Consider the following 23,666-nt stretch of genomic DNA (forward strand, 5'->3'; position numbering starts at 1 on the left):
TTGTCCCGCCATCGAGCCGCCTGCGGCGGACTCACGGCGGTGCGCGGCCGCCAGCGTTCAGCGCGCGCGTTCGCGCCGCTTCTGGAAGACGTTCTTGTCGAGGATCGCGTACAGGATCAGCAGGTACGAGACCAGCCGCAACCCGAAGTACAGCGGCTCGTCCTCGTTGCGCACGCCGTTGTACGCGTAGAGCGCGCGATTGACCGCCTCCAGCCCGAACGCGAGCGCGAACAGCAGGAACAGGCGGTCGCGGCTGTTCTTCCAGAAGCGCAGAAACAGCAGTGCCGCCACCGCCGAGCCCATCGAGATCATGCCGAGCAGGAACAACTGCATGTCAGCGCTCCTCGAAGATCAGGCCGTACAGCAGCAGCGCGACCGCGGTGACGCCGGTGCCCAGCCGCCAGAACTGCAGGCTCCGATCCACGAACACGTAGTGATCGAGGATCACCAGCGCGTTGGACACCGTCAGCGCCGCGAAGCACAGGCCGCTCCAGAACAGCATCCGCGACCCCGAGCGGCGCGCGCCCAGCAGCAGCAGCGTGGCGCACGCCAGCGCGGTGAGCGAGCACAGCGCATAGATCACCAGGATCATGAGCCCCCCTTGCGAAGCCGGAACGCGTCGGCGAACCGGTGCGCCTTGCGCTCCATCGCCGAATGGATGAGATTCGAGACCGCCACCACGTTCCGGCTGTAGAACGCGGCGAGCGCGTCGATCAGTTGCGTGCGCGCCTCGTCGGCGACGAACCGCACCCCGCCGCCGGACGACGCGAGCAGGCCGGCCTCCTGCAGATCGCGCACGAGCTGCGCCGCGGTCTTCTCGTCCACGTACAGACGCGCGGCGATCTCCCCGACCGACCACGCGCGCGGTTGCGCATGCGCCAGCAGCAGCGCCTCCAGATGGGGCACCGACGGGATGCACGCGAGCAGGAAACGCCGGATCTCTGGCGGAACGACCACTTCAGCCATCGGGCGAGCTTGGCCGCTCGCGGCCGCCGTTGCAACCCTCGCCGCTCGCGCGCGCGGCATCGCACGCATTGCCTCGCGCACGACCGACGGCATCGCCGCATGACGGGGCGATGCTACGCTCGGGCACGGCCGCAGCGCTGTCGCGGCCGGTCGGGGAAACCACACACGGAGAGGACATTCGATGAAGACCCGCACGCTGGCGGCCGCGGCCGCCGTGTTGTTCGTCGCCGGTATCGGCGTGGGCTATTCGGCGCAGAAGCTGCCGCCGCTGACGCCGCTCTACCAGGGCAAACCGCACAAGGAGGCGGCGCGCGCGCTGCTCGAGGTGGCGCTCAAGCAGGCCGGCAAGGGGAGCTGGGAACGCATCGGCGTGGCCCGCGTGTACTACCTCGGCGGCTTCAAGGCCGAGGGCCAGGCGATCTTCGACCAGATCCTCGCCGGCAAGCACGCCGACAGCGACGTCTACCGGATCGCCCGGGTCTACCAGGAAGCCGGCGAGTGGCAGAAGGCCAAGCCGCTGTTCGACCGCTACCTCGCCGCCAATCCGGAAGAGGAGCGCGACCTCGCCGAGGTCGGCGCGTACTACCTGCTCGCCGGCGACCGCGCCACCGCCGAGCGCATGTTCGACCGCGCCTTCGCCATCGACCGCGAGAATCCCTACCTCACCGCGCGCGTCGCCGGCGCGTACCTGGGTGTGAAGCCGCAGCAGTGACGCAGGCGGGCGGAACACCCCGCCTACCGGAAGGAATCGGCATGAACCGGGCACTCGCGCTCGCTCTGGCCACGCTGGCCCTTGTCCTCGCCGTCGCCGTGCCGCTGGCATGGCGCGGCGAGGCGCCCTCCACGGCGGCATGCGGTTCCACGCCCTGTCCGCGGCGCGCCGCCGCGACCGCGCCGCCGGACGCGCGGCCGCGTCGCGAATTCGGCCCGCTTCCGCAGGGCCCGTTCCCTCGAACGCGTGCACGGCTGGAGCAACGGGCGCTGCAGGGCGACGATGCGGCCGCGTTCCGGCTCGGCGAGATCCACCTCACCTGTCCGGGATGGACGCCGATGCCCGACGGCGTTTTCGACCAAGCGCTGGCGCGGCTGCTCGCGCATCGGCCGGACGCGAAACTCGACGGCCTGCCGCTCGCCGACCCGCGCACGCTGGACTGGGTGCTGCAGGAGAAGCGCCGCATCGACGCCCTGTGCGAGGGCACGGCAGGCATGCCGCCCACGGCGCGCGCGCAGGGCGAACGCTGGATCGCGCTGGCGGCCGGGCGCGGCAGTGCCGAAGCGCGTCTGGCGTATGCCGACATGGCGTTCCGCGAATTCGCCGACGCCGCCGAGATGCTGGAGCGTGCCGACGAGGTCGCGCGCCGGCGCGACCGCGCGCTCGCCTGGCTCAATGCGCTCGAACGCGCGGGCGATGCGCGCGTACTGGCGGCGCGCGCGAAGGCGCACCGGTGGGGCGTGCTGCCACGCGATCGCGTGCGCGCCCTCGCCTACTGGCTGGCGTACCGCGCCACGGCGGCGGGACGCGCGTTGCCGCCGGCGACGGCGGATGCCTACGACGCGCAGTACCGCAAGGGCCTGGACGAGGCCGGCCTCCGCCGCGCGCAGGCGCTGGCGCGCGATATCGGAATCGCATTCGGGAGGAGGACGACGCGATGAGGCGCAGAAACGCGATGCTGGCCGCGCTCGCGCTGGCGTTGGCCATCGCCGCCCTGCTCGCCGGCCGCGTGCGGGTGCCGCGCCCGCCCGCCCCGCAGACCGCAGCAGCCTGGCTGCCCGATCCCTCTGCGGCCCTCGCGCCCGCCAGTCGATCCCCGGAGCACGCCGCGGCGCGCGAGCTGTCCGCCCTGCTCGGACCCGAAAGCGCGGAGGAGCGCGCGATGCGCGCGCGCCGGGAAGCGCTGTTCCAGGGCGAAGACCGCCTGTACCTGCTGCCGCCCGATGAAGCCTACGCCCGGCTGCACGAGCCGGCCGCGCGCGGCGATGCCGACGCGATGTACGTACTCGGTCGCCGGCTGGCCCACTGCGCGCGCTTGCTGCGCGAACGCATGCCCGAGGTGCTGCTGGAGGAGTACCGCGACATGGTGGCGGCCGAGGCGAAGGCGCCCGAGCCCTCTGTCGCGCGCCGGCAGAACCTCGCGCGGCAGTATCGCGAGGAACTGGCGGCCTACCAAAGCTGCGCGAAACTCGGCGACCAGCGGGTATCCACCTTCGTGCGTTGGCTCGAACGCGCCGGGCTGGCGGGCCATCGCCACGCCCGTCTTGCCTACGTCGGGTACGCGCTGGACGAGTACGAGAAGGACGGCGGGCATCTGGCCGCGCACATCGAGGAGGCCGCGCGCCGCCGCCGGCTCGCGCGCGCCTGGCTCGAGGCCGAGCTTGCGCGCGGCGACGAAGAGGCGCTGTCCCTGTACATCGAGGCGCTGGACGGCGGCTCCGCGCTGTATCCGCGCGATCGGTTCGCGGCCGAACTGCACAGGTACGTGCTCACGCTGATGCGGGCCCGACGGATGGGACAGTTCGAAACCGCATGGGCCCGTGGCCCCTACCGCCACGCCGCACTGACGCCGGCGCAGTGGGACGAGGTCGCGCGTCGCGGACGGGCGCTGTACGCGCGCGCGTTCCGCGATGCGGCCGAAGACGCTCAGTAGGGCGTGCCGTCCTTGCGCGCGAACGACCAGCGGCCGTCGGCGAACACCGCGACCAGGTCGTCGTCGGGGTACTCGACCGCATCGCCGGCGGTGCGATCGCCGACTTCCAGATACAGCACGTCGCGATCGGTTTCGTTGACCAGGCAGTGCGCATCGCCGCTGCCAGCGGGGAACCCCGCGCACATGCCCGGCGCGAGCGCGGTGCGACCGCGGTCGGTGATCAGCGTCGGACGGCCCTCGAGCACGTAGACGAATTCGTCCTGACGGCTGTGCGCGTGGCGCAGCGCGGACTGCGCGCCGGGCGGCAGCCGGGTGAGGTTGACGCCGAAGTTGCGCAGACCGAACGGGTCGCCCAGCGCGCGTTTCTCGCGTCCGGCCACGCGCGCGGCGAACGGCTCGGGGTAGAGCGAACGCGTGCGCGGCGCAAGCTCGGCCGCGCGCAGCGCGACGGGCGGAAGATCGGCGTTGTCGGTCATCGTCGTGGGCTCGGGAGAGGATGCCGCCAAGCCTACGCCAGCGGCCGGCGCGCGCGCCGCGCGAACTCCTCCCCCTGCAAGGCAGGGGGGTGAGGCGGGCCTGCCTGCGCGGCACCGCCGCGCGGCCCGCCGAACGCCCGCGTGACTGGCGCCGCGCGAACTCCTCCCCCTGCTGGCAGGGGGGTGAGGCGGGCCTGCCTGCGCGGCACTGCCGCGCGGCCCGCCGAACGCCCGCGCCGCTGGCGCGGGCCGGAGGTTGGGAGGGGGTGAAGCGGTCGCCGACCGACGCGGAGCCACCGACGCAACCCCTCCCCAACCCTCCCCTGCACGCAGGGGAGGGCGTTAGGCCAACACCCGGGCGCCGTGCGAGGGGGTGTCCGGTTCCTGCGCGCGGGCGGGCGGCGGCGCGGTGTCGCGGCGCATGCTCTCGATCCGCTGCAGGCTTTCCTCCACCGGCGTGTGGGCGGCCGTGCGCGCATCGACGTGGATGTGGAAGTACGGCGCCGCCTCGCCGAACGGTTTGTAGATCGCGAACAGCCGCTGCGCCGCCGGCGCATCGGCGGTGGCCACGCTCGGCACCACGTCGTCGATGCGCGCGATCAGCGGGTCGCGCTTGGCCGCCGCCACCAGGCTGAGCGCGGTGCGCTCGAGCTGCTCTTCGCCCGGCGCGAGTCCGCGCGCGGCGCACATGCGGCCCAGCGCCTCGCGGCCCTGGCGGTAGAGCGCGTGATCGGGATGCGCGGGATCGCGCACGTCGGCCAGCACCCCGGCGCGGCCGGCGTCGGGCGAGGGCACCGACACGGGCGCCGGGGCGGCCGGCGTCGCCTGCGGCACTTCCCGCAGCGGACGCGCGGGCCCGTCGGCGTCGTTGAATAGCGGCATGCGCCGCAGCGCCTCGGGCGCGAGCTGCCGCAGCATCGACGCCCCGCGCGCCTGCTCGGCCTGCCGCAACGCGCGTTCGGCCTCCGCCTCGGCCGCGCCGCGCACCGCCTCGTAGCCGCGGATCACCCACTCGGCGGGCGACTGCGACAGCCGCACGGCCAGCACGTCGCCGCGGTAGGCCTCGATGGTGGCGCGGTGCGCGCGGTAGCGCTGCTCGTTGGCGGCATCGAGCAACGGCGTGCGGGTGAAGTTGCCGATGGTGTGCGCGTCGAGGGTGGCGACCGCGCCCAGCACGCCGCGCGCCGCCTGCATCGCCGGCGGCAGCGGCACGCCGACGTAGCCGGCCCGGCGCAACGCCTGGATGTCCTCCTCCAGCGCGTACACACGCACGGTGCCGAAGTGCGCGCTGGCGGCGCTGACGAGGTCGGTCGCGCGCACATGGTTGACCACCTGCGCACCGCCCTCCGGCACGATCCGCATCACCCCGTCGTGGTAGTAGGCCAGCCGCGCCGCGCCGTAGGCGTTGAACGTCTCGCCGCGCAGGCCGTAGTGGCTGGCGGTGATCTGCGCGAGACAGCCGCCGAGGGAGTGGCCGGTGGTGGAAAAAGAGCCGCCTGTTTCGCTGGCGATGCGGATGGCGTCGTACGTCGCCCTCAACGCATCGTCAGTCTGCAGGTTCAGACTGGTCCGAACCATGCCCAAGTCGGTCGCAACGGCATCTTGGGCCAGCTCTGCCAAGCCGGCTTGCGTTTCCGTTCCCCGATGGGCCAGCACGTACTCGCCGGTTTGCCGATTTACATACAAAGTGGCTTGATAGCCCTGCCGTCCCTGATAGGTCTTCTCAACTTCGTAAATGACGCCATCGACTTCCACATCCTGCGGCGGCCTTTCATAAGTTCCTTCTGCCAGAGCCGCATAGGCTCGTGTGGTGACCGTCATGGTCCTACCTCCTTGCTGGAAACTACTGCCACAAAGGTCTCTCTGCCCTCGCGTTTGCGGGTGTTTCCATGGACCCGCGCGCCGACGAAGACCGGGTCGTTCAGCCAGGCGTACTCGTAGTACTGGGTCGAGGATTCCCCAGCGCGTATCTCTTCGTCGTTCAGCGTGGCCGCAAGAGTGATTTTTCCGATGCTGAAGTCGGCGCCGGCGGCGATGAACTTCCACTCGCACACGCCCAGCTCGTCCGTCTGCGGCTGATCGGGATACAGATCGGCGTAGACCACCGCCTGCCAGACGTTCGCAGACACCGGCTTGAACTGCACGGGTTCGGCGATGGCCCGTACGCCGGTGGGGTAACCGAAGAAGAAGGCCCTGGGCAGGCACTCGGTATTCATCACCTGATAGCTGGCATGCCCCTCGATCGCCGTCACCGGCGCCGGCGGGTTCTCGACCGTCAAGGTGATGAGATAGGCCTGCTTCGGTGCGTGGTTGCGCACCGGCGGGCGCGCGTCTTCGGCGCAGCCGGCGGTCAGCGCGAGCGAAAGCGCAAGACCGGCGATGCGGAGCAGGCGAACGCGGGTCGGCATGTCGTCGTCCATGAGGCGCCGAGGTGGAAGGTAACAGAACCGCAAACACCCGGGCAGCCCGAACCCGAGCCGGCGCGCGCGCCGCACGGCGGCGCCGGACCTTCGGCACATGCGCGGGCGGAGCCGGCTTCGCTACTGCTCGCGCGTGGGCGGCGGAGAATGCGTGTGGATCTGGTTCTGGACGGGCACGGCCCGCTGTACGGGCAACTGGCGCGCGCGCTCGCCGAGGCCATCGCGCGCGGGCGGCTGCGGCCGGGCGAACGGCTGCCCTCCACGCGCGAGCTGGCGTTGCGTCTGGGCCTGTCGCGCCGCACCGTGAACGCGGCCTACGAACGCCTGCGCAGCAGCGGCCGCATCCGCGGCTGCGTGGGTTCGGGAAGCTTCGTCGAGGCCTCGCCGCCGCCGCCGCGCCCGCGCCCGGCGGCGAGCGCGGCGCTGCCCGCGCAGAGCGCCTACAGCCGGCGCGGGCGCCAGGTGTGCACGCTGCACGATCTGCCGGGCCGTCCGATCCCGGGCGTGCGCTACGCCTTCCAGTACAGCCTGCCGAACGTCAATCCGCGCCTGTCCTCGGCGTGGCAGCGCACGCTCGCGAAGGTGGCGCCGTACGTGAAGCCGAACTACCCGCCGGTCGCCGGCCTGGCCGAGCTGCGCGAGGCGGTCGCCGAGCACGTGGCGCGGTCGCGCGGTGTGGTCTGCTCGGCCGAGGACGTATTCATCGTGCACGGCACGCAGCAGGCGATCGCGTTGGCCGCGCGCGTGCTGGTCGATCCGGGCGAGACGGTGGTGCTGGAGGAACCGCACTACTTCGGCGCGCGCCAGGTGCTGCAGATGCACGGCGCCGAGGTGGTCGGCGTGCCGGTCGACGGCGACGGACTGCGCGTGGACCGCCTGCCCGCCGCCGGCGCCAAGCTGATCTATCTCACGCCCTCCCACCAGTTCCCGACCGGCGCGGTGCTCTCGCCGCAGCGCCGCCGCCGTCTGCTCGACTACGCGGCGCGGCACGGCGGCTGGATCGTCGAGGACGACTACGACGGCGAGTTCCGCAGCGACGCCTCGGCCGCGCCGTCGCTGCAGTCGATGGACCGCGACGGCCGCGTGCTCTACGTCGGCACCTTCACCAAGGTGATGTTTCCCGCGCTGCGGCTGGCCTACCTGATCGTGCCGCCGGCGCTGCGCGAGGACGTGCGGGCGGCGAAATGGGCGGCGGACTTCGGCACCGGCGCGCTGGAGCAGAGTGCGCTCGCCCACTTCATCCGTTCGGGCGCCTACGACCGCCACCTGCGCACGGCGGTGCGCACGCTGGCCGAACGGCGCGCGGCGCTGCGCGCGGGGCTGGCGCGGATCGGCGCGCTGGAGGTGCTGGATGCGCACGCCGGCATGCATCTGATGGCCTGGGTGCGCGGCCTCGCGCCGGCGCGGCAGCGCGAGTTGCTCGAGCAGGCCAGGCGGCGCGGGCTGGGGCTGTACACGGTCGAGACGTTCTACCTGCAGCCGCCGCCGCGGATCGGGCTGATGCTCGGCTTCAGCGCGCTGCCGGCGACGGACATCGCGCGTGCGCTGCGGCTGCTGGAGGACGCGCTGCTGCACGTGCGCCCGCCGCGGACGCGGCGAGTGGCCTTCGCCTAGCGCCGCGAAAGTGGCCTCGGCGCATGCGCGCCGCTGACGCAGGATGAGGTCTCTCCGCCTGCCGCCCGACCGATGTTCTCCTTCTTCCAGCTCGTCCGTCTGCGCACCCTGCTGCCGCTCTCGCTGGCCGCCGTTTCGCTGGCCGCCAATGCCGAACCGCTGCCGACGCAGCCGCCGGGCGAATCCGGCGTGGTCGTCGCCGCGGACGGCGCCGAGCTGTATTACCGCGCCGCCGGGCCGCGCGATGCCGCGCTCGCGCTGCTGTTCGTGCCCGGTTGGGGCATGGACGCGGACATCTGGGAAGCGCAGCTCGCGCGCTTCGGCGCGCGCTACCGGGTGGTCGCGATCGATCCGCGCTCGCAGGGCCGGTCGAGCAAGACCACGCAGGGCAACACCCCCGACGGCAAGGCCGCCGACCTGCGCGAGGTGATCCAGGCGCTGCGGCTGCAACGCGTGGTGGTGGTGGCGTGGTCGCTGGCGGTGCAGGACGTGGCCGCCTACGTCGAACGCTACGGCAGCGCCGATCTGGCCGGCATCGTGCTGGTCGATGCGCCGATCGCGCCCGGCCCGCGCGGCGTGCGCGAGCAGCCGGCGCTGGTGGAACAACTGCTGGAGCGCCTGCACGTGTACGCGACGCATCCGGAGCCCTACCTGCGCGGCATGATGCGCGCGATCTTCGCCAGGCCGCTGCCGCCGGACCGCATCGAACGTCTGGTGCGGGTGGCGATGGCCACGCCGGTGCCCACCGGCGTGGCCACGCTCGCGCTCGGCTTCTACGGCAAGGACCGGCGCGCCGCGTTCGCGACGGTGACGGTGCCGGTGCTGGTGGTCGCCTCCCCCACGGCGGGCCACCTGGACGCGCAGCGCGAGCTCGCCGGGCAGCTCCGCCACGGCCGCTTCGTGGCGATCGAAGGGGCGGGCCACGGCGTGTTCGTCGATCAGCCCGCGAAGTTCGACGCCGCGCTCGCGGAGTTCCTCGAAACCTGCTGCGACGCGGCCGCCGCACCGCCCGCGCGCGCCGCGGGAGGCGCGCCGTGAACGGCGCGCCCCGCCGCTGGGTGGCCGCCGGCCTGCTCGCCGGCGCGCTCGACATCGTCTATGCGATCGCGATCTGGTCCACCCGCGACGTCGCGCCCGCGGTGGTGGTGCAGGCGATCGCCAGCGGCGTGCTGGGTCGGGCGGCGTTCGGGCTCGGCGGCACTTCGGTCGCGCTCGGGCTGGCGCTGCATTTCGCGATGACGCTGGCGATGGCGGCGGCGTTCGCGTTCGCGGCCGGCCGGCTGGCGTGGCTGTCGCGCGCGCCGCTGCTGGCCGGCGCGGGCTACGGCGTGCTGCTGTACGTGCTGATGAACGGCGTGGTGGTGCCGCTTTCGCGCGCGCCGCTGACCGGCGCGCCGTGGCCGATCGCGTGGGCGAACCTCGGCGCGCACGTGTTCCTGGTCGGCATCCCGATCGCGCTGATCGTCGCCGGCCGGCGCGCGCGCAGCGCCGACGCCCGCGCGCTGCCGCACTGAACGCGCGGGTGGGCGGCCCGCCGCGCGCCCCTGCATCGCCGTCCCCGACCTGCCGGCGCTCGCCGGCGCCGCCAGCGTGTACCGACGATGAGACCGCGCACCCGTCCGCTCGACGAGGCCCAGCTCGCGCAGTTCGCGCGCGACGGCTACTGCCGCGTCGAGGGCGCGTTCCCGCGCGCCACCGCCCGCGCCGCCTGCGCCGTCCTGTGGCGCCGGCTGGAGGCGATGGGCCTGCGCCGGCGCGATCCGGCGAGCTGGCGCCAGCCGGTCGTCCGCCTCGGCATGTTCGCCGAGCCGCCGTTCGTGGCCGCCGCCAACACGCCGCGGCTCTACCGCGCCTTCGACCAGCTCGTCGGCTCCGGCCGCTGGCAGCCCTGCCGGGCGATGGGCACGTTCGCGGTCCGCTTCCCCTGCGCCACGCCGCCGCAGGACACCGGCTGGCACGTGGACATGAGCCTGTACGACGGCGCCGCCTCGTTGCTCGACTGGCGCATCGACCGCCACTCGACCGGCCGCGCGCTGCTGATGCTGTTCCTGTTCTCCGACGTCGGCGAGCGCGACGCGCCCACGCGGTTGCTGGCCGGGTCGCACCGTCGCGTGGCGCGGCTGCTGGAACCGGCGGGCGAGCGCGGCCTGTCGCTGCGCGAGCTTTCGCCTCATCTGGAGCGCATGACCGGCCTGCCGCAAGCGCTGGCCACCGGCGAGGCCGGAACGGTCTACCTGTGCCACCCGTTCCTGGTGCATGCCGCGCAGGCCCACCACGGCGCGACGCCGCGCTTCATGGCGCAACCGCCGCTGCTGCCGCGCCCGTGCCCCACCGCCGCGCCTGGCCGCCTGCACGCGGACATAACGTGACCGCGCTCACACGGGTGTACGCTCGCCCTCGCACGGCACGGACGCCGGCAGCCCGTCCGGATGCGCCGTAAGGAATCGGCCCGGCCGTCGCCGTACCGCTTCCCATGCGCCGCCGCGCCGGCCGCACCGACGGCCCTGCCGCCACCCGAACCGGCCGCCGCGCCGATCCGGCTCGAACGTGGCCCGCGGCGATCAGTGGAGATTTCCGATGTCCCGGCCTCCGAGCGAAAAGCCCCATCTGGTGCGCAGAAGCGAACTCGCCTCCAGCCACCCGGTCACGCACGAACAGATCGCCCACGACATCGCCCGCTTCCTGCACCGGGGCGGCACCATCGAGGTGCTCGGCACCACGCGCACACTGAAGCACATCGCGCCGCCCTCGCCGGACGGCGCGCACGCCGGCGAGCGCGCGCTGCCCGCGCGTGCCCGCCCCGGGCGCCCGCGCTGACGGTTGCTGTCGCGCCGCCCTCACGGCGCGCGCACGATCCTGACGCCCTCGAACGCAGGGACGCGGCGGTGTCGCCCGAGCGGCGGGCGGCCCGCGCCACACCGGCCGCGCCCACCCTGCGGCGCCGCCGGCGGATGCCGACGCGGGACCCGTTGCAGGCGACACCCACCGATCCGTGCAGAGAATCGAGCAGCTCGAGGAGAACCTGGCCGCGCTGACGTGCAACGTCGGCGAACTGGTCCGCGTTCTCGGCGTGGACGAGGAGATCCGCGAGCTGTGGTGGAGCGAGACCGCCCGGCTGCTGGCGCGCAGCCCCGACGGGCACCGCCCCGCGCTGGCCCGCGCGGTCGTCGAGCGGGCGCATGCGCTGGGGCTGGGCACGCCGCCCGGCGACTGGTGCCCGGACGCACCCGAGGCGGGGCCGCTCGCGCGCGGCCCGGCGCCCGAACCGAGCGGCGTCTGATCGCCCGACGCCGCGCCCGCAAGGAGGCTCCACGCTGAGGGAGGTGCGGCGTGCGACACCCGGTGGCTCCCCGACATTCCGCGGCGCGCGGCGCCCGAGCGGCCCGCGCGCATGCCCGGACGCAACCGTGAACCGCGCCGAGCTCGAGGCCGCGTTGCGCGCGCTGGAGGCGCGCTTCGCCGAGACGATCGGCGACGACGACGGCGCGCTGCTGGAGCGCTTCGGCCGCGACGCGATGGCGCTGGTGGCGGCCGCCAGCCCCGAGGACATGGCCGAGATCGGCCGCTGCCTGCGGCAGTTGATGGGCGGTCCCGCACCGCCGGCCACACCGCCGCCCGCGCCGCCCCCGTCGGCGGCGACCGGCGCCGCGCCGGATCCGCAAGCCTGACATGACCGCCCCCGCCGCCCGTGGCCGTCCGCCGTCGCCTCCCGCATCCGCGCATGCGGCCCGGAGGGTGCGATGACGGCCGCCGGCGGCGACGAAAGCCGGCCCGCGCCGCAGGCCGACCGCCTGAGCGACCGCAGCGTGCTGGTGGCCGAGGACGGCGGCTGGCTCGGGCTGATGGTGGCCGAGGTGCTCGAGCACTCGGGCATGCGCGTGTTCGGCCCGGTCGACAGCGTGGCCGCGGCGCTGCGGACGCTTGCGAGCTGCACGCCGGACATGGCCCTGCTCGGCGTGCGCCTGGGCGGCGTCGCCACCGGCGCGATCGCCGAGCACCTGCGCGGCCGGCGCATCCCGTTCGTATGCGCGACCGCCGTGGACGCCGGCCCGCTGCCGGCGTTCGTGCGCGACGCCCCGGTGCTGCGCCAGCCCTACTCCTGCGCGCAGCTTCTGGCGGCGATGGCGGGTCTGCCGCGGCGGGAGTGACGGCCGCGCTTCGCGCCCGCGCGCCGCCTGCGCTCACGACATCGGATTCGGCGCCGGCGGCGGGTCGTCCGGCAGCGGAATGAACTCGCGATCGTCCAGGTCGGGCAGCTTCATGCGCCCGGCGCGCCAGTCGGCCTTCGCCTGCTCGATGCGCTCGCGCCGCGACGACACGAAGTTCCACTGGATGAAGCGCGGCCCCAGCGGCTCGCCGCCCAACAGCATCACGCAGGCCGCGGTGGTGGCCGCGATGGCCGCCGGGCGGCCGGGCGCGAACACCAGCAGCCGGCCCGCCTCGTGCCGCCCGCCGCCCGCTTCCACCGTGCCGCGCACCACGTACGCCGCGCGCTCGGTGGGCTCGGCCGGCAGCGCCAGCCGCGCGCCCGCCTGCAGCTCGACATGCAGGTAGAACAGCGGCGAATGCGTGCGCACCGGCGAGCACAACCCGTACGCCTGCCCCGCGATCAGCCGCGCCCGCACGCCGCCCTCGTCGAACTCGGGCAACGCGCCGGCGTCGTAATGGGCGAACGACGGCGCGCATTCCTCGTCCGCCTCCGGCAACGCCACCCAGGTCTGGATGCCGTGCATCGGCCCGCCTTCCGCACGCGCGCGCTCGAAGCGCTCGGAGTGCGTGATGCCGCGCCCGGCGGTCATCCAGTTCACCTCGCCGGGGCGGATCGCCTGTTCCGAGCCCACGCTGTCGCGGTGGGTCATCTCGCCGGCGAACAGGTAGCTCACGGTCGCCAGGCCGATGTGCGGATGCGGGCGCACGTCCACCTCGCGCGGGATGCCCGGCGGGAAGTCGACCGGGCCCATGTGGTCGAAGAACACGAACGGCCCCACGTGCCTGCGCCCGACCACCGGCAGCACGCGCCCGACCTCGAAGCCGCCCAGGCTGCGGCGGCGCTGTTCGATCACCTGCTCCAGCATGCGGCTTCTCCCGTGCGGACCGTACCCACGGTAGCGCGCCCGCGGCCGTCCGCCGCACACGCACGCGCGACGGCGCGTTGCGACCGCCGTCGCGGCCCCACGCGCCGTGCACGCACCGCTCGCGCCGCCCTGACGGCGCCCGCGCGAGGCTGGCCATCGTCGCCGCTGCCGGCGGCGCCGCACGCAGGAGGTTCCATGACCAAGCCGAAGAATCCCGACACCCGCAACCCGCAGGTCGACACCGCCGCCAACCAGGGCGAGGTCAACACGCAGACGCTCAAGCACGCGCAGAAGGCCCACAAGGACAACGTCAGCGACCAGTCCGAAGGCGCCAAGGCCGAAGGCCAGCCGACCGCCATGCACGGCAAGGGCGCCGGCTTCAGCCGCAACACCCACTGACGCTGCAGGCGCGGCTTCAGCCGCGACGGTCGCCGCTGCCCGGCGAACGTCCATCGCCTCGTCATGCAAGCGGGGACCCGGTAGGGCGGGACTCGTCCCGCCATCGCACGCGGTGCCACCGCCTGCTCCGTAGGAGAGCGTAGGGCGGGACTTGTCCCGCCATCGCGCGCCGCGCCACTGCCGATGCCGCGCGAACGTCCATGCCTTCCCGCTTGCGCGGGGACGACGATGTTCGCAACCACCGGCCACGTCCCGCGTCGTCATCCCCGCGCAGGCGGGGGTCCCTGGATGTTCAACACGCAACCCCGCCAGCCGCGGCGCGCTACCCGCGGCAATGCCGGTCCGCGGTGGCGAGCGCCTCGTCGACGATGGCGAGCCCCTCGCGCAGGGCGTCCTCGTCGATGGTGAGCGGCGGCGCGAGGTGCAGCCGGTTGCCGATCGCCAGCGGCCACAGGCCGCGCCGCTTGCAGGCGTCGGCGAACGCGGCCATCGGCGCCCACGCCGCGCCGGACGCATCGAACGGCACCAGCGGCTCGCGCGTGGCGCGATCGCGCACCAGTTCCAGCGCCCAGAACATGCCGAGCCCGCGCACGTCGCCCACCGACGGATGCCGGGCCTGCATCGCCCGCAGCGCCGGACCGACGACGGTCTCGCCGAGACGGCGCGCGCGTTCGATCAGGTTCTCCTCGCGGTAGATGCCGATGCAGGCCACCGCCGCCGCGCAGGCGAGCGGATGACCGGAGTAGGTCAGCCCGCCCGGATACGGCCGCGTAGCGAACGTCGCCGCGACCGCATCGCGCATGATCACGCCGCCCAGCGGCACGTAGCCGGAGTTCACGCCCTTGGCGAACGCGATCAGGTCGGGCACCACCTGCCAGCGGTCGATCGCGAACCACGCGCCGCAGCGGCCGAAGCCCACCATCACCTCGTCGGCGATCATCAGGATGCCGTGCGCGTCGCACAGTTCGCGCACGCCGCGCAGATAGCCGTCCGGCGGCACCAGCACGCCGCTGGAGCCGACCACGCTCTCCAGCACGATCGCGGCGATCGTGTGCGGTCCCTCCGCCGCGAGGGTGTCGGCCAGATGCGCCAGCGCGCGCCGGCATTCCTCCGCCTCGTCGCCGGCGTGGAACGGCGAGCGGTACAGGTACGGCCCCCAGAACCGCGCGATCCCCGGCGCGCCGGGTTCGGACGCCCAGCGCCGGGCGTCGCCGGTCGCGGTGATCGCCAGCGCGGTGGCGCCGTGGTAGCTGCGGTAGGCGGTCAGCACCTTGTGCCGGCCGGTGTGCAGGCGGGCGATGCGGATCGCGTTCTCGATCGCCTCGGCACCGCCGTTGGTGAAGAACACGCGGTTCAGATCGCCCGGCGCGACCTCCGCGATCAGCCGCGCCGCCTCGCTGGTCGCCTCGTTGGCGTGGTAGGGCGCGATCGTGCACAGCTTCGCCGCCTGCGCCTGGATCGCGGCGATCAGCTTCGGATGCTGGTGGCCGACGTTGGCGTTGACCAGCTGGCTGGAGAAGTCGAGCCAGCGCCGCCCGCTCTCGTCGACGAAATACGCGCCTTCCGCGCCGGTGACCACGAGCGGCTCGAACGTCGCATGCGCCGACCAGGAATGCAGCACGTGCGCGCGGTCGCTGCGCCGCGCCGCGGAAGGCGCGCCGGCGTCGGGGTGGGCGTCGTCCATGGCGGCTCCTCAGGGGATGAACGTCTGCTCGGGATCGTCGAAGGACTTGAACTCCAGCGCGTTGCCCGAGGGATCGAACAGGAACATCGTCACGTGCTGGCCCGGCTTGCCCTTCAGGCGCAGATGCGGCTCCTCGTGGAAACGCACGTTGGCCGCCTTCAGCCGTCTCGCCAGCGCTTCCCACGACGCGCGGTCCAGATTCATGCCGAAGTGCGGCACCGGCACCGCCTCGCCGTCGAACCGCCCGGTGGCCAGCGGCTTGCCCTCGGCGGAGATGTGCGCGACGAGGTGGTGGCCGAAGAAGTCGAAGTCCTGGTAGGTCGCATCGCTGCGTCCGAGCGGGCAGCCGAGGATCCCGCCGTAGAAGCGGCGCGCCTCGTCGAGATCGCGCACCGGGAAGGCGAGATGGAACTGCGCGATCCGGCTCACGACAGCGCCCTGTGCGCGGCCTGCGCGTCGAAGATGTTCCGCCAGAACGCGTTCCATGCGTCGATGCTGTGCGCGTAGCCCTGCGCCAGCTCCTGCAGCGCGTCCGGCTGCTGGCGCAGATAGTCGTCCACCGCGGCGCGCGTCATCTCGCCGTGCTCGATGTCGATCTCGCCGGTGTGAATGGTCCAGAACTCCCAGTCGATGCGGTCCTCATGGGCGCGCACGTACGGATGCGCGCGCAGGTGCTCGTGCATCACCGCCAGATACGTCTGGCACAGGCATTCGCCGCCCATGCCGCGCAGTCCGACGCCGAACGCGGCGCCGCGGCGGGTCATGTCGGCGGTGAGGCCGTCGAGGATCGCGCGGTTGGCCGGCAGGCAGCGCTCCAGCCGCTCCGGCGCCACGCCGATGCTGAGCAGGAAGCGGTCGTACACCGCCGGATGCGCCTTCGCCGGATCGCCCTCGCCCAGTTCCTCGCTGAGGATGCGCGCCAGCAGGCTGCGCAGGCGCCCGGACGGCAGCCGCGCGATCAGCAGCGCGAGATCGCCGATGTAGTCGAGGGTGAAGAAGCGGTACTGGGTGCACACCTCGCGCAGCACCTCCACCGGCGCCTCGCGCAGCGCCGCCATCCGACGCTGCGCCAGCGTCTCGGTCGCGGTCTTGGCCTGCTCGGCGAAACGCCAGAACGCATCGCGATCCCGCACGGGCGCAGGCCGCGCAACGGCGGCGAGGGGTTTCGCGGACGCTTCCAGGTGGACAGGCATCGACATGCGCACGACCAGGCGACGGAGCGGCGGGCGAGGGTAGCCCAGCGTGCGCCGCACAGGGCAAACGCACGCTGAGGAAGCGGCGCATTGCGACCTGCGCCACGGTTCGCCACGGCCGCGGATGTGCGCGCGATCGCATGAGCCAGCGGCGCGATGCGCGCATGGCGCGTTCGCCCGCGCCTAACGCCTGCGCTGCCCACAATGCGCGCATGACCGCACACACGATGACGCACCCGTTCGCGCACGCACCCGAACCGACCGCATCGCCGGCCAACGCCATCGACCTGTTCTGGACCGGCGGCTGGGATTCCACCTTCCGTCTGCTGCAGTTGCTGCTGCACCTGCGGGTGCCGGTGGTGCCGCACTACCTGGAGGATCCGGCGCGCGCGTCCACCGCCACCGAACTGCGCACGATGGCACGCATCGCCGAGCGCCTGCGCGCGACCTATCCGCACACGCGGGCGCTGCTGCAGCCGCTGCGCGTCACCCCGGTGAGCGCGCTCGCGGTCGACGGGGAGCTCGCCGCCGCGCTCGCCGCGGTCCGCGAGCGCGTGTTCATCGGCAGCCAGTACGCCTGGCTTCCGGCGTACTGCAGGCGCCATGCGATCGCCGACATGGAACTGGGCGTGCACGTGGACGACAAGGTGCAGGCGTTGCTGCGCGAATTCGTCGAACCGTTCGACCATCCCGGCGGCTACCGCAGCCTGCGCGTGGCCGCGCGTCACGCCGGCACGCCCGAGCACACGCTCTTCCGCCATTTCAGCTTCCCGCTGTTCGCGATCGACAAGTCCGGGATCGACCGGCAGGCCGCGGCGGCGGGCTGGCGCGAGCTGATGGAGATGACCTGGTTCTGCCACACGCCGGTGCGCGGCAGGCCGTGCGGATTCTGCGCGCCGTGCGCGTACACCATCGACGAGGGCCTCGCCCGGCGCGTGCCGCGCTCGCGGCGTGCGCTGTCGTTCGTCTACCGGCGGCTGCTGGTGCCGATCAAGGATCCGCTGCGGCGCGCGCGGGCGACGTTGCGCTGACGCCTCCCGTCGCGTCGTTCGATCATCCGCGCCGCACCAGCAGCACGCCGACGATCACCAGCGCCGCGCCGGCCACCCGCGCCGGGCTGATCGCCATCCGCGGCAGCCCCAGCGCGCCCACGTGGTCCAGCCACAGCGCCACCAGCACCTGGCCGGCGATGCCGATCGTGATCAGCGTGGCAAGCCCGAGCCGCGGCGCGGCGTAGGCGGCGATCGCGACGTAGGCCGCGCCGTACAGACCGCCGAGCCACGCATACCACGGCAACGCGGCGAACGGCGTCACGCCGGGGCGGTGGCCGCTCGCCAGCCACACCGCAAGCAGCGACAGCGTGCCGACCGCGAAGGAGATCAGCGCCGCCAGCACCGGCGAGCCGCCGGCACGGGCCAACATCACGTTGGTCGGCGCCTGCAGCGCGATCATGCCGCCTGCGAACAGCACCAGCAGCGCGGACAGCAGGAAGCTCAGGTTCATCGCTCACCTCGGGGTCCCGACACGCGTCGCGGGGACACAGCCTAGCGGGCCGGCCCACCGCCGGCGGCCGCGGGCGCGCAACGATGCGTGCGGCCCGCGGCCGCACGGCGCCCTGGCGCATCGCGCAGCGGCGCCCTCAGCCGGGCCATCGCGGCTTCGCGCGCCATCCGTCGGCCAGCGCCGCATTCCGATCCGCGCAGGGCGCCTTCCGTCGGATCGCGCGCCACGGCGCGCGCCGGGCCCGCGATGCTGAAGGCCCCTTCACCGCCGGTGGCGTCCATGAAAGCGCTCCACGTCGTGGCCGGACTGATCGCGCTCGTGGCCGGGGCGCTGGCGCTGGTCGCGCGCAAGGGCTCGCCGCTGCACCGGCACAGCGGGCGGGTGTTCGTCGTGGCGATGCTGGCGATGGCCTCCAGCGGCGCGTTGATGGCGGTGTTCGTCAAGCCCGACCGGGTCAACGCGCTGGCCGGCGCGACCACGGTCTATCTGGTGCTGAGCGGCGTGCTCGCCATGCGCTGGCCGGTGTCGCGGATCCGCGTGCCGTGTCTGGCGCTGATGGCGGCCGCGCTCGCGCTCGGCTCGTTCGCGCTGGTGCTCGCCGTGCAGGCGGCCACCAGCGCCACCGGCACGGTCAACGGCATCCCCGCCCCGCCGTTGTTGCTGTTCGCCGCGATCGGACTCGGCGGCGGCCTGCTCGATGCGCGCATGCTGCGCGCCGGCCGGATCGAAGGCGTGCCGCGGCTGCTGCGCCATCTCTGGCGCATGTGCCTGGCGATGTTCGTCGCCACCGCCTCGTTCTTCCTCGGCCAGGCCAAGGTGTTTCCGGAGGCGGTGCGCGAGTCGGGCCTGCTGCCGGTCCCGGTGCTGCTGGTGATCGCGGTCGGCGTGTACTGGCTGGCGCGCGTGCTGATCAAGCGCGAGGGCGCGCTGCGGCGCGCGCGACCGCCGGCTCTCCCCGGTCGATCCACGACGAGGTGACATCCGATGAGCGCCACACCCCTGCCCGTCGCGAGCGCATCCCGGCCCTCGCGCCCCTCGTGGGCAACGCGCCACGCGTCCGCGCTGCTCGGCCGCGCCGCGGCCGCATGGCTGGCGGTGACTCTGCTCGGTCAGGGCGTGTTCGCCGCCTACGTACTCGGCTTCTACGGACGCGCGGCGCTGGAAGGCCGGCCCGAGGCGTGGAACCAGGTGCTCGCGCACGGCTACGTCCGTGGCGAGACGTTCTTCAACCTGATGGTCGGGCTGCACCTGCTGTTCGCGGTGACGATCGTGATCGGCGGCGCATTGCAACTGATCCCGCGCGTGCGCCGCGGCCTGCCCGCGCTGCACCGCTGGAACGGGCGCGCCTACCTTCTGACCGCGGCGGTGCTGAGCGTCGGCGGTCTGGTGATGGTGTGGGGCCGCGGCACCATCGGCGACGACTCGCAACGCATCGCGATCACGCTCAACGCGCTGCTGATCGTCGCCTTCGCCGCGCTCGCCTGGCGCCATGCGCGCGCACGCCGCTACGACGCGCACCGGCGCTGGGCGCTGCGTCTGTTCATGGCGGTCAGCGGTGTGTGGTTCTTCCGCATCGGGCTGATGTTCTGGATCGTGGTCAACCAGGGGCCGGTGGGGTTCGACCCGAAGAGCTTCACCGGGCCGGCGCTGACCACGCTGGCGTTCGCCCAGTTCCTGCTGCCGCTGGCGCTGCTGGAGGCGTACCTGCGTGCCCGCGCCGGCCATTCGCCGCGCGCGCAGCTCGCCGCCGCCGGCGCGCTGGGCGCGTGTACCCTGGCGATGGCGGTCGGGATCGCGGCGGCGTCCGCGCTGATGTGGCTGCCGCGGATGTGATGCGCGCCGGCGGGGTGGACTATCCTGCGGCCATGCCCGCTTCCGCCGCTCCCGCCAAGCCGCGCGGCCTCGCGCTGGTGCTGCAGTGGAGCCGCGTGCGCTTCACGCTGCTGTTCGCGCTGGCGCTCGGTTTTCTGCTCGGCCTCGGCTGGACATCGGGGATGGCGTCGGTGATGGTGCGCACCGTCGCGCTGGGGTTGATCGGCCTTGTGGTGTTCGGCGTGCTCGAACAATGGCCGCGACGGCTGCCGCGGCGTCTGGCGCGCTGGGCGCTGCAGGTGCTCGGGGTGGCGGTGGCGATGCCGGTGTCCACGTTCGCGATCTACGTGCTGTCCACCGACGCCGGCGCGCCGCCGTTCTGGCAGGTGCCCGACCGGCTGGAGGGCTTCGCCACCCTCACCGTGCTCGGCGTGCTGCTGGCGCCGTGGGTGGCGCTGGCGGCGCTGGTGCGGCAGAAGGACGCGCTGGCGCGCCACCAGGCGCTGGCGTTCGAGCTGGAACGCAGCGAGCTGGAACGGCAGGCGCTGGACGCCCGTCTGCACCTGCTGCAGGCGCAGATGACGCCGCACTTCCTGTTCAACACGCTGGCCAACGTGCAGGCGCTGGTCGAATCCAACTCGCCGCAGGCCGCGCCGCTGCTGCGCAGCCTGATCGCCTACCTGCGCGCCGCAGTGCCGCGCCTGAACGCCGGCGCCGGCACGCTGGAGCAGGAAGTGCACCTGGTGCGCGCGTATCTCGAGCTGATGCACATGCGCATGCCCGACCGCCTGCAGTACGCGCTGGACGTCGACCCCACCGCGCTTCGCCTGCACTGCCCGCCGATGACCCTGCTGACGCTGGTGGAGAACGCGGTGCGGCACGGCATCGACCCGAGCGAGGACGGCGGCCGCATCGAGCTGCAGGTCGAGCGCCGCGGCGAGCGCCTGCACATCCGCGTGGCCGACACCGGCGTCGGCCTGCGCGCGTCCGATCCCGGCCGCGGCCTCGGCACCGGCCTTGCGACCCTGCGCGAACGGCTCGCGCTCGCGTTCGGCGGCGAAGTGCCGCTGCGGGTAAGCGGCAACGCACCGCGCGGCGTGTGCGTCGAGCTCGAACTGCCGGGACGGGAGCCCGCGGCATGAGCGCGAGCCGGCCAACCGCGCTGATCGCCGACGACGAGCCGCTGCTGCGCGACGCGCTGGCGCGGCAACTGGCCATCGCCTGGCCGGAGCTGGCGATCGTCGCCCAGGCGCGCAACGGCCGCGAGGCGATCCGCCTGTTCGAATCGCACCGCCCCGACGTGTGCTTCCTCGACGTGCACATGCCCGGCCTGTCCGGCATCGACGCCGCGCACGCGATCGGCCGCCGCGCCCACCTCGTGTTCGTCACCGCCTACGACCAGTACGCCGTGCAGGCGTTCGCCGAGGGCGTGCTCGATTACCTGGTGAAGCCGGTCGAGCCGGCGCGCCTGGCCGACACCGTCGTCCGCCTCAAGGAACGCCTGCACGCCGCGCGCCCGGCGCCCGACATCGAGGCGCTGCTGTCCGCGCTCGCCGCCCGGCTAAATGCCGCCGCCGCTCCGGCGCCACTGCGCTGGCTGCGCGCGCAGGTGGGCGCGACGCTGCGGCTGATCGCGGTGGAGGACGTCGATTACCTTCGCTCGGACAGCAAGTACACGCGCGTGGCCTGGCGCGACGACGGCAAACCGGCCGAGGCGCTGATCGCCACGCCGCTGAAGGATCTGCTGCCGCAGCTCGATCCGGCGCGCTTCGCGCAGGTGCACCGCGCGGTGGTCGTCAACCTGCGCGCGGTCAGCCACGTCACCCGCGTCGACGACGCCGCGCAGATCCACCTCAAGGGCCGCGCCGAGGTGCTGCCGGTCAGCCGCCGCTACCTGCACCTGTTCCGGCAGATGTAGCAGCGCGCGGGCGCCGTCCGGCCGCGGCGGGGAGCCATGATGGAATAGACGATGCAGGCGGCCGGCTGTGGAACGAGCTCGCCCTGTCGATGGCCGCCGCGCAGACCGACTTCGCGGGCGAGCTGCGGCGCGTGGCCGCCCTCGTCGATGCCCGGCTGCCGGCGGAGCCGGCGCGTGCGTTCAAGCTCGCCCTGCTGCAGCTCGGCCAAGAGATCGCCAGCGCGTCGGGCGGCTTTCTCGGCTTCGGCGCGAAGGTCGGCACACACGAGAAGGCGGCGCTGGCGGCGGTGGCCGTCTGCCCGGGCATGGTCGCGACACGACCGGCGGCCCGTCCGCCGAACCGCGCCGCGCCTCAGTGCCGCGGCGCGGCGCCGTCGGCGCCGACGTCGTCCGGGTCGCGTTCGGCGCGTTCCTGCTCCAGCAGCGCCAGGTGCTCGTCGAGCGTGTGCCCGTGCGCCTGCGCTTCCTCGGTCGCCACGCGCAGCAGCTCGGGCGAGACCTCCAGCTTCAGCGCGCGCTCCTCGCGCAGCACCGCCTGCGTGTGCCGCAGCATCGCCAGCAGCAGCGCCGGGCTCTCGGTGGAGGTCACCGCCTCACCGCCGAGCACCATCACCCACTCGCGGTCGCGCAGGCCGCCGCCGCCCACCACGTGACCGGCTTCGTCGGTCAGCGTCGCGTGCGGCTGCACGGGCCGCACGGGACGGCGGATCGGACGCGCGCCTTCGCGCTTGAGCCGCGCCTGACGCTTGAGTCTGGAATTGCGTGACATGCGATCGCTGCCGGGGAGGGAGCGACAGTGTCGCCGATCGCGGGCACGCGCAGCGCGAAACCTCGCCCCGGCGCTGGCGTCGTTCGCGCAGCGGGGGCCGCCCCCGCTGCGCGCGCGGCTCAGTCGGCGTACTTCACCGAGCAGCCGTAGGGCCGCGACACCTTGACGCTCACCGGCTTGCCGGCCGCCAGCTCCGCCAGCACCTGCGGCACGTACTGCGTGGCCTGCGCGATGTCGGCCGGGTCGGGGCTGGGGATGCTGTCGATGCCGCCGGCGTAGCGCAGCACGCCCTTCGGATCGATCACGTACATGTGCGGCGTGGTCTTGGCGCCGTACAGGCGGCCGACGGTGCCGTCGGGGTCGAGCAGGTAGGCGGTCTGCGCCGCGCGCGCCTGGCCGCGCACGCGTTCGGCGGCGGCGGCGTCGACGTGCCCCTGCTGGCCCGGCGCCGACGAATTGATGCTCAGCCAGACCACGCCTTGCGCGGTGGCCGCGCGCTGCTGCTTCTGCATGTTGCCCGAGCCGTAGTGCTTCCTCACGAACGGGCACTCGTGGTTGGTCCACTCGAGCACGACGGTCTTGCCGGCGAACTCGGCCAGCGAACGCTTCTTGCCGGTCGAATCGACCAGGGTGAACGCGGGCGCGGGCTTGTCGACGACGGCGGCGGCGGTGGCGGCGACCGCGTCGGGAGCGGCGCCGCACGAGGTCAGGGCGGTGGCGGCGAAGGTCAGGGCAACGGCGAGCAGCGGGGCTTTCATCGGTCGGTCTCCTGGGGTCACATCGAACGGATGGCGTCGGCGACGCCGTCCGTGGTCAGCAGTTGCGGCAGCACGCGGGGTTCGCCGCCGCCGGGCGGATACAGCACGTACAGCGGCACGCCGTTGCGGCCGTAGCGCTGCAGGTAGCGGGTGATCGCCTCGTCGTGGCGCGTCCAGTCGCCCTTGAGGTAGACCACGCCGCGTTCGGCCAGCGCCGCGCGCACCGTGTCGCTGGACAGCGCGACGCGTTCGTTGGCGAGGCAGGTGATGCACCACGCCGCGGTCATGTTGACCAGCACCGGCGTGCCGGCCGCGCGCAGTTCGGCGAGACGCCGCTCGCTCCACGGCTCGGCGCCGGCGTCGGTCGCGGCGCGCACGGCCGCGGCCGCCGGCGGCGGCGCCGACAGCGGCAGCGCGAGCGCCAGCAGCGCCGT

Annotated in this window: 32 protein-coding genes; 17 read left to right on the forward strand and 15 right to left on the reverse strand. The window is 73.5% G+C overall.

From position 1 onward, the window contains the following. Positions 1-57 precede the first annotated feature (57 nt). Genes FQY64_RS10135 through FQY64_RS10145 form a run of 3 tightly spaced genes read right to left on the reverse strand, consistent with a single transcriptional unit; the run spans position 58 to position 966 of the window. Complete coding sequence (locus FQY64_RS10135) at positions 58-333, reverse strand: DUF5985 family protein (RefSeq protein ID WP_146474152.1); 276 nt, start codon at positions 331-333, stop codon at positions 58-60. A gap of 1 nt (position 334) precedes the next feature. Next, positions 335-592, reverse strand: coding sequence for a DUF5985 family protein (locus FQY64_RS10140; RefSeq protein WP_146474153.1), 258 nt, complete (start codon positions 590-592; stop codon positions 335-337). Next, positions 589-966, reverse strand: coding sequence for a MarR family transcriptional regulator (locus FQY64_RS10145; RefSeq protein WP_146474154.1), 378 nt, complete (start codon positions 964-966; stop codon positions 589-591). The genes FQY64_RS10140 and FQY64_RS10145 overlap by 4 nt, the downstream gene beginning before the upstream one ends. 181 nt (positions 967-1,147) lie before the next feature. On the opposite strand from FQY64_RS10145, the gene FQY64_RS10150 reads away from it, so the two are divergent. Genes FQY64_RS10150 through FQY64_RS10160 form a run of 3 tightly spaced genes read left to right on the forward strand, consistent with a single transcriptional unit; the run spans position 1,148 to position 3,611 of the window. Next, the gene (locus FQY64_RS10150) at positions 1,148-1,678 is read left to right on the forward strand and encodes a tetratricopeptide repeat protein (RefSeq protein WP_146474155.1); all 531 of its coding nucleotides are present in this window, start codon (positions 1,148-1,150) and stop codon (positions 1,676-1,678) included. 41 nt (positions 1,679-1,719) lie between these two features. Continuing rightward, a complete protein-coding gene (locus FQY64_RS10155; RefSeq protein WP_146474156.1) occupies positions 1,720-2,619 on the forward strand; it encodes a hypothetical protein in 900 nt (299 codons plus the stop codon). Next, a complete protein-coding gene (locus tag FQY64_RS10160; RefSeq protein ID WP_146474157.1) occupies positions 2,616-3,611 on the forward strand; it encodes a hypothetical protein in 996 nt (331 codons plus the stop codon). Before FQY64_RS10155 ends, FQY64_RS10160 begins: the two co-directional genes overlap by 4 nt. On the opposite strand, the gene FQY64_RS10165 is transcribed toward FQY64_RS10160, so the two are convergent. The 3 genes from FQY64_RS10165 to FQY64_RS10175 all read right to left on the reverse strand — a co-directional run bounded on the left by FQY64_RS10165 (position 3,605) and on the right by FQY64_RS10175 (position 6,507). After that, the gene (locus FQY64_RS10165) at positions 3,605-4,087 is read right to left on the reverse strand and encodes a cupin domain-containing protein (RefSeq protein ID WP_146474158.1); all 483 of its coding nucleotides are present in this window, start codon (positions 4,085-4,087) and stop codon (positions 3,605-3,607) included. The genes FQY64_RS10160 and FQY64_RS10165 overlap by 7 nt on opposite strands. A 342-nt stretch (positions 4,088-4,429) precedes the next feature. Further along, positions 4,430-5,908 carry an XVIPCD domain-containing protein gene (locus tag FQY64_RS10170; RefSeq protein ID WP_484606952.1) on the reverse strand — a complete coding sequence of 493 codons (1,479 nt, stop codon included), beginning with the start codon at positions 5,906-5,908 and terminating at the stop codon, positions 4,430-4,432. After that, entirely contained in the window at positions 5,905-6,507 is a 603-nt protein-coding gene (locus tag FQY64_RS10175) for a hypothetical protein (RefSeq protein WP_146474160.1), read from the reverse strand. Before FQY64_RS10175 ends, FQY64_RS10170 begins: the two co-directional genes overlap by 4 nt. A 153-nt stretch (positions 6,508-6,660) precedes the next feature. On the opposite strand from FQY64_RS10175, the gene pdxR reads away from it, so the two are divergent. The 8 genes from pdxR (at position 6,661) to FQY64_RS10215 (ending at position 12,269) form a co-directional block, all read left to right on the forward strand. After that, a complete protein-coding gene (pdxR, locus tag FQY64_RS10180) occupies positions 6,661-8,121 on the forward strand; it encodes a MocR-like pyridoxine biosynthesis transcription factor PdxR (protein WP_146474161.1) in 1,461 nt (486 codons plus the stop codon). Positions 8,122-8,193: 72 nt separating this feature from the next. Beyond that, on the forward strand, positions 8,194-9,159 hold the full coding sequence (locus FQY64_RS10185; RefSeq protein WP_146474162.1) for an alpha/beta fold hydrolase: 966 nt from the start codon (positions 8,194-8,196) through the stop codon (positions 9,157-9,159). Further along, complete coding sequence (locus FQY64_RS10190) at positions 9,156-9,635, forward strand: hypothetical protein (RefSeq protein ID WP_146474163.1); 480 nt, start codon at positions 9,156-9,158, stop codon at positions 9,633-9,635. The genes FQY64_RS10185 and FQY64_RS10190 overlap by 4 nt, the downstream gene beginning before the upstream one ends. A gap of 87 nt (positions 9,636-9,722) precedes the next feature. Then, positions 9,723-10,490 carry a phytanoyl-CoA dioxygenase family protein gene (locus tag FQY64_RS10195; RefSeq protein ID WP_146474164.1) on the forward strand — a complete coding sequence of 256 codons (768 nt, stop codon included), beginning with the start codon at positions 9,723-9,725 and terminating at the stop codon, positions 10,488-10,490. A 208-nt stretch (positions 10,491-10,698) separates the two neighbouring features. After that, positions 10,699-10,938 (forward strand): hypothetical protein, encoded by a 240-nt coding sequence (locus tag FQY64_RS10200; protein WP_146474165.1) that lies wholly within the window; start codon positions 10,699-10,701, stop codon positions 10,936-10,938. 175 nt (positions 10,939-11,113) lie between these two features. Further along, positions 11,114-11,401, forward strand: coding sequence for a hypothetical protein (locus FQY64_RS10205; RefSeq protein WP_146474166.1), 288 nt, complete (start codon positions 11,114-11,116; stop codon positions 11,399-11,401). Positions 11,402-11,528: 127 nt separating this feature from the next. Then, entirely contained in the window at positions 11,529-11,789 is a 261-nt protein-coding gene (locus FQY64_RS10210) for a hypothetical protein (RefSeq protein ID WP_146474167.1), read from the forward strand. Positions 11,790-11,861: 72 nt separating this feature from the next. Further along, positions 11,862-12,269 carry a response regulator gene (locus FQY64_RS10215; RefSeq protein WP_146474168.1) on the forward strand — a complete coding sequence of 136 codons (408 nt, stop codon included), beginning with the start codon at positions 11,862-11,864 and terminating at the stop codon, positions 12,267-12,269. Positions 12,270-12,302: 33 nt separating this feature from the next. Here the strand turns inward: FQY64_RS10215 and FQY64_RS10220 are convergent, their stop codons facing one another. Beyond that, positions 12,303-13,193 (reverse strand): pirin family protein, encoded by an 891-nt coding sequence (locus FQY64_RS10220; protein ID WP_386112962.1) that lies wholly within the window; start codon positions 13,191-13,193, stop codon positions 12,303-12,305. A gap of 198 nt (positions 13,194-13,391) precedes the next feature. On the opposite strand from FQY64_RS10220, the gene FQY64_RS10225 reads away from it, so the two are divergent. Continuing rightward, the gene (locus tag FQY64_RS10225) at positions 13,392-13,595 is read left to right on the forward strand and encodes a hypothetical protein (RefSeq protein ID WP_146474170.1); all 204 of its coding nucleotides are present in this window, start codon (positions 13,392-13,394) and stop codon (positions 13,593-13,595) included. Between the two features lie 322 nt (positions 13,596-13,917). Here the strand turns inward: FQY64_RS10225 and FQY64_RS10230 are convergent, their stop codons facing one another. The 3 genes from FQY64_RS10230 to FQY64_RS10240 are packed head-to-tail and all read right to left on the reverse strand — an operon-like array spanning position 13,918 to position 16,412. Then, on the reverse strand, positions 13,918-15,279 hold the full coding sequence (locus FQY64_RS10230) for an aspartate aminotransferase family protein (RefSeq protein WP_146474171.1): 1,362 nt from the start codon (positions 15,277-15,279) through the stop codon (positions 13,918-13,920). A gap of 9 nt (positions 15,280-15,288) precedes the next feature. Beyond that, positions 15,289-15,708, reverse strand: coding sequence for a VOC family protein (locus FQY64_RS10235; protein ID WP_229814938.1), 420 nt, complete (start codon positions 15,706-15,708; stop codon positions 15,289-15,291). Next, complete coding sequence (locus FQY64_RS10240) at positions 15,705-16,412, reverse strand: iron-containing redox enzyme family protein (RefSeq protein ID WP_186760923.1); 708 nt, start codon at positions 16,410-16,412, stop codon at positions 15,705-15,707. Before FQY64_RS10240 ends, FQY64_RS10235 begins: the two co-directional genes overlap by 4 nt. Before the next feature lie 272 nt (positions 16,413-16,684). Between FQY64_RS10240 and FQY64_RS10245 the strand changes: the two genes are divergently transcribed. Then, a complete protein-coding gene (locus FQY64_RS10245; protein ID WP_146474174.1) occupies positions 16,685-17,503 on the forward strand; it encodes a hypothetical protein in 819 nt (272 codons plus the stop codon). A 22-nt stretch (positions 17,504-17,525) separates the two neighbouring features. Here the strand turns inward: FQY64_RS10245 and FQY64_RS10250 are convergent, their stop codons facing one another. Both FQY64_RS10250 and FQY64_RS14770 read right to left on the reverse strand, forming a co-directional pair. Then, the gene (locus FQY64_RS10250) at positions 17,526-17,975 is read right to left on the reverse strand and encodes a DMT family transporter (RefSeq protein ID WP_146474175.1); all 450 of its coding nucleotides are present in this window, start codon (positions 17,973-17,975) and stop codon (positions 17,526-17,528) included. 41 nt (positions 17,976-18,016) lie between these two features. Next, positions 18,017-18,256, reverse strand: a complete 240-nt coding sequence (locus FQY64_RS14770; RefSeq protein WP_186760925.1) for a hypothetical protein — start codon at positions 18,254-18,256, stop codon at positions 18,017-18,019. Between FQY64_RS14770 and FQY64_RS10255 the strand changes: the two genes are divergently transcribed. Genes FQY64_RS10255 through FQY64_RS10270 form a run of 4 tightly spaced genes read left to right on the forward strand, consistent with a single transcriptional unit; the run spans position 18,255 to position 21,705 of the window. After that, on the forward strand, positions 18,255-18,953 hold the full coding sequence (locus tag FQY64_RS10255; RefSeq protein ID WP_186760927.1) for a DUF2306 domain-containing protein: 699 nt from the start codon (positions 18,255-18,257) through the stop codon (positions 18,951-18,953). The genes FQY64_RS14770 and FQY64_RS10255 overlap by 2 nt on opposite strands. A gap of 6 nt (positions 18,954-18,959) precedes the next feature. Beyond that, positions 18,960-19,808 (forward strand): DUF2306 domain-containing protein, encoded by an 849-nt coding sequence (locus FQY64_RS10260; RefSeq protein ID WP_146474177.1) that lies wholly within the window; start codon positions 18,960-18,962, stop codon positions 19,806-19,808. A gap of 32 nt (positions 19,809-19,840) precedes the next feature. Further along, positions 19,841-20,929 carry a sensor histidine kinase gene (locus FQY64_RS10265; RefSeq protein ID WP_146474178.1) on the forward strand — a complete coding sequence of 363 codons (1,089 nt, stop codon included), beginning with the start codon at positions 19,841-19,843 and terminating at the stop codon, positions 20,927-20,929. Further along, the gene (locus tag FQY64_RS10270) at positions 20,926-21,705 is read left to right on the forward strand and encodes a LytR/AlgR family response regulator transcription factor (RefSeq protein ID WP_146474179.1); all 780 of its coding nucleotides are present in this window, start codon (positions 20,926-20,928) and stop codon (positions 21,703-21,705) included. Before FQY64_RS10265 ends, FQY64_RS10270 begins: the two co-directional genes overlap by 4 nt. A 352-nt stretch (positions 21,706-22,057) precedes the next feature. Here the strand turns inward: FQY64_RS10270 and FQY64_RS10275 are convergent, their stop codons facing one another. From FQY64_RS10275 to FQY64_RS10285, 3 genes are all read right to left on the reverse strand, one after another. Further along, complete coding sequence (locus FQY64_RS10275) at positions 22,058-22,474, reverse strand: hypothetical protein (protein ID WP_146474180.1); 417 nt, start codon at positions 22,472-22,474, stop codon at positions 22,058-22,060. Positions 22,475-22,593: 119 nt separating this feature from the next. Then, the gene (locus FQY64_RS10280; protein ID WP_146474181.1) at positions 22,594-23,232 is read right to left on the reverse strand and encodes a thioredoxin family protein; all 639 of its coding nucleotides are present in this window, start codon (positions 23,230-23,232) and stop codon (positions 22,594-22,596) included. 17 nt (positions 23,233-23,249) lie between these two features. Continuing rightward, positions 23,250-23,666 (reverse strand): thioredoxin family protein (locus tag FQY64_RS10285; protein ID WP_186760929.1); only part of this gene is annotated, 417 nt, incomplete at its 5' end.

This window comes from Vulcaniibacterium thermophilum, assembly GCF_007923255.1.
GTDB classification, from domain to species: Bacteria; Pseudomonadota; Gammaproteobacteria; order Xanthomonadales; family Xanthomonadaceae; genus Lysobacter_F; species Lysobacter_F thermophilum.

Coding starts and splice junctions, on each gene's coding strand:
- FQY64_RS10135 (WP_146474152.1), bottom strand. CDS start 333: ATGCAGTTGTTCCTGCTCGGCATGATCTCGATGGGCTCGGCGGTGGCG.
- FQY64_RS10140 (WP_146474153.1), bottom strand. CDS start 592: ATGATCCTGGTGATCTATGCGCTGTGCTCGCTCACCGCGCTGGCGTGC.
- FQY64_RS10145 (WP_146474154.1), bottom strand. CDS start 966: ATGGCTGAAGTGGTCGTTCCGCCAGAGATCCGGCGTTTCCTGCTCGCG.
- FQY64_RS10150 (WP_146474155.1), top strand. CDS start 1,148: ATGAAGACCCGCACGCTGGCGGCCGCGGCCGCCGTGTTGTTCGTCGCC.
- FQY64_RS10155 (WP_146474156.1), top strand. CDS start 1,720: ATGAACCGGGCACTCGCGCTCGCTCTGGCCACGCTGGCCCTTGTCCTC.
- FQY64_RS10160 (WP_146474157.1), top strand. CDS start 2,616: ATGAGGCGCAGAAACGCGATGCTGGCCGCGCTCGCGCTGGCGTTGGCC.
- FQY64_RS10165 (WP_146474158.1), bottom strand. CDS start 4,087: ATGACCGACAACGCCGATCTTCCGCCCGTCGCGCTGCGCGCGGCCGAG.
- FQY64_RS10170 (WP_484606952.1), bottom strand. CDS start 5,908: ATGACGGTCACCACACGAGCCTATGCGGCTCTGGCAGAAGGAACTTAT.
- FQY64_RS10175 (WP_146474160.1), bottom strand. CDS start 6,507: ATGGACGACGACATGCCGACCCGCGTTCGCCTGCTCCGCATCGCCGGT.
- FQY64_RS10185 (WP_146474162.1), top strand. CDS start 8,194: ATGTTCTCCTTCTTCCAGCTCGTCCGTCTGCGCACCCTGCTGCCGCTC.
- FQY64_RS10195 (WP_146474164.1), top strand. CDS start 9,723: ATGAGACCGCGCACCCGTCCGCTCGACGAGGCCCAGCTCGCGCAGTTC.
- FQY64_RS10200 (WP_146474165.1), top strand. CDS start 10,699: ATGTCCCGGCCTCCGAGCGAAAAGCCCCATCTGGTGCGCAGAAGCGAA.
- FQY64_RS10215 (WP_146474168.1), top strand. CDS start 11,862: ATGACGGCCGCCGGCGGCGACGAAAGCCGGCCCGCGCCGCAGGCCGAC.
- FQY64_RS10225 (WP_146474170.1), top strand. CDS start 13,392: ATGACCAAGCCGAAGAATCCCGACACCCGCAACCCGCAGGTCGACACC.
- FQY64_RS10230 (WP_146474171.1), bottom strand. CDS start 15,279: ATGGACGACGCCCACCCCGACGCCGGCGCGCCTTCCGCGGCGCGGCGC.
- FQY64_RS10245 (WP_146474174.1), top strand. CDS start 16,685: ATGACCGCACACACGATGACGCACCCGTTCGCGCACGCACCCGAACCG.
- FQY64_RS10250 (WP_146474175.1), bottom strand. CDS start 17,975: ATGAACCTGAGCTTCCTGCTGTCCGCGCTGCTGGTGCTGTTCGCAGGC.
- FQY64_RS10255 (WP_186760927.1), top strand. CDS start 18,255: ATGAAAGCGCTCCACGTCGTGGCCGGACTGATCGCGCTCGTGGCCGGG.
- FQY64_RS14770 (WP_186760925.1), bottom strand. CDS start 18,256: ATGGACGCCACCGGCGGTGAAGGGGCCTTCAGCATCGCGGGCCCGGCG.
- FQY64_RS10260 (WP_146474177.1), top strand. CDS start 18,960: ATGAGCGCCACACCCCTGCCCGTCGCGAGCGCATCCCGGCCCTCGCGC.
- FQY64_RS10265 (WP_146474178.1), top strand. CDS start 19,841: ATGCCCGCTTCCGCCGCTCCCGCCAAGCCGCGCGGCCTCGCGCTGGTG.
- FQY64_RS10270 (WP_146474179.1), top strand. CDS start 20,926: ATGAGCGCGAGCCGGCCAACCGCGCTGATCGCCGACGACGAGCCGCTG.
- FQY64_RS10275 (WP_146474180.1), bottom strand. CDS start 22,474: ATGTCACGCAATTCCAGACTCAAGCGTCAGGCGCGGCTCAAGCGCGAA.
- FQY64_RS10280 (WP_146474181.1), bottom strand. CDS start 23,232: ATGAAAGCCCCGCTGCTCGCCGTTGCCCTGACCTTCGCCGCCACCGCC.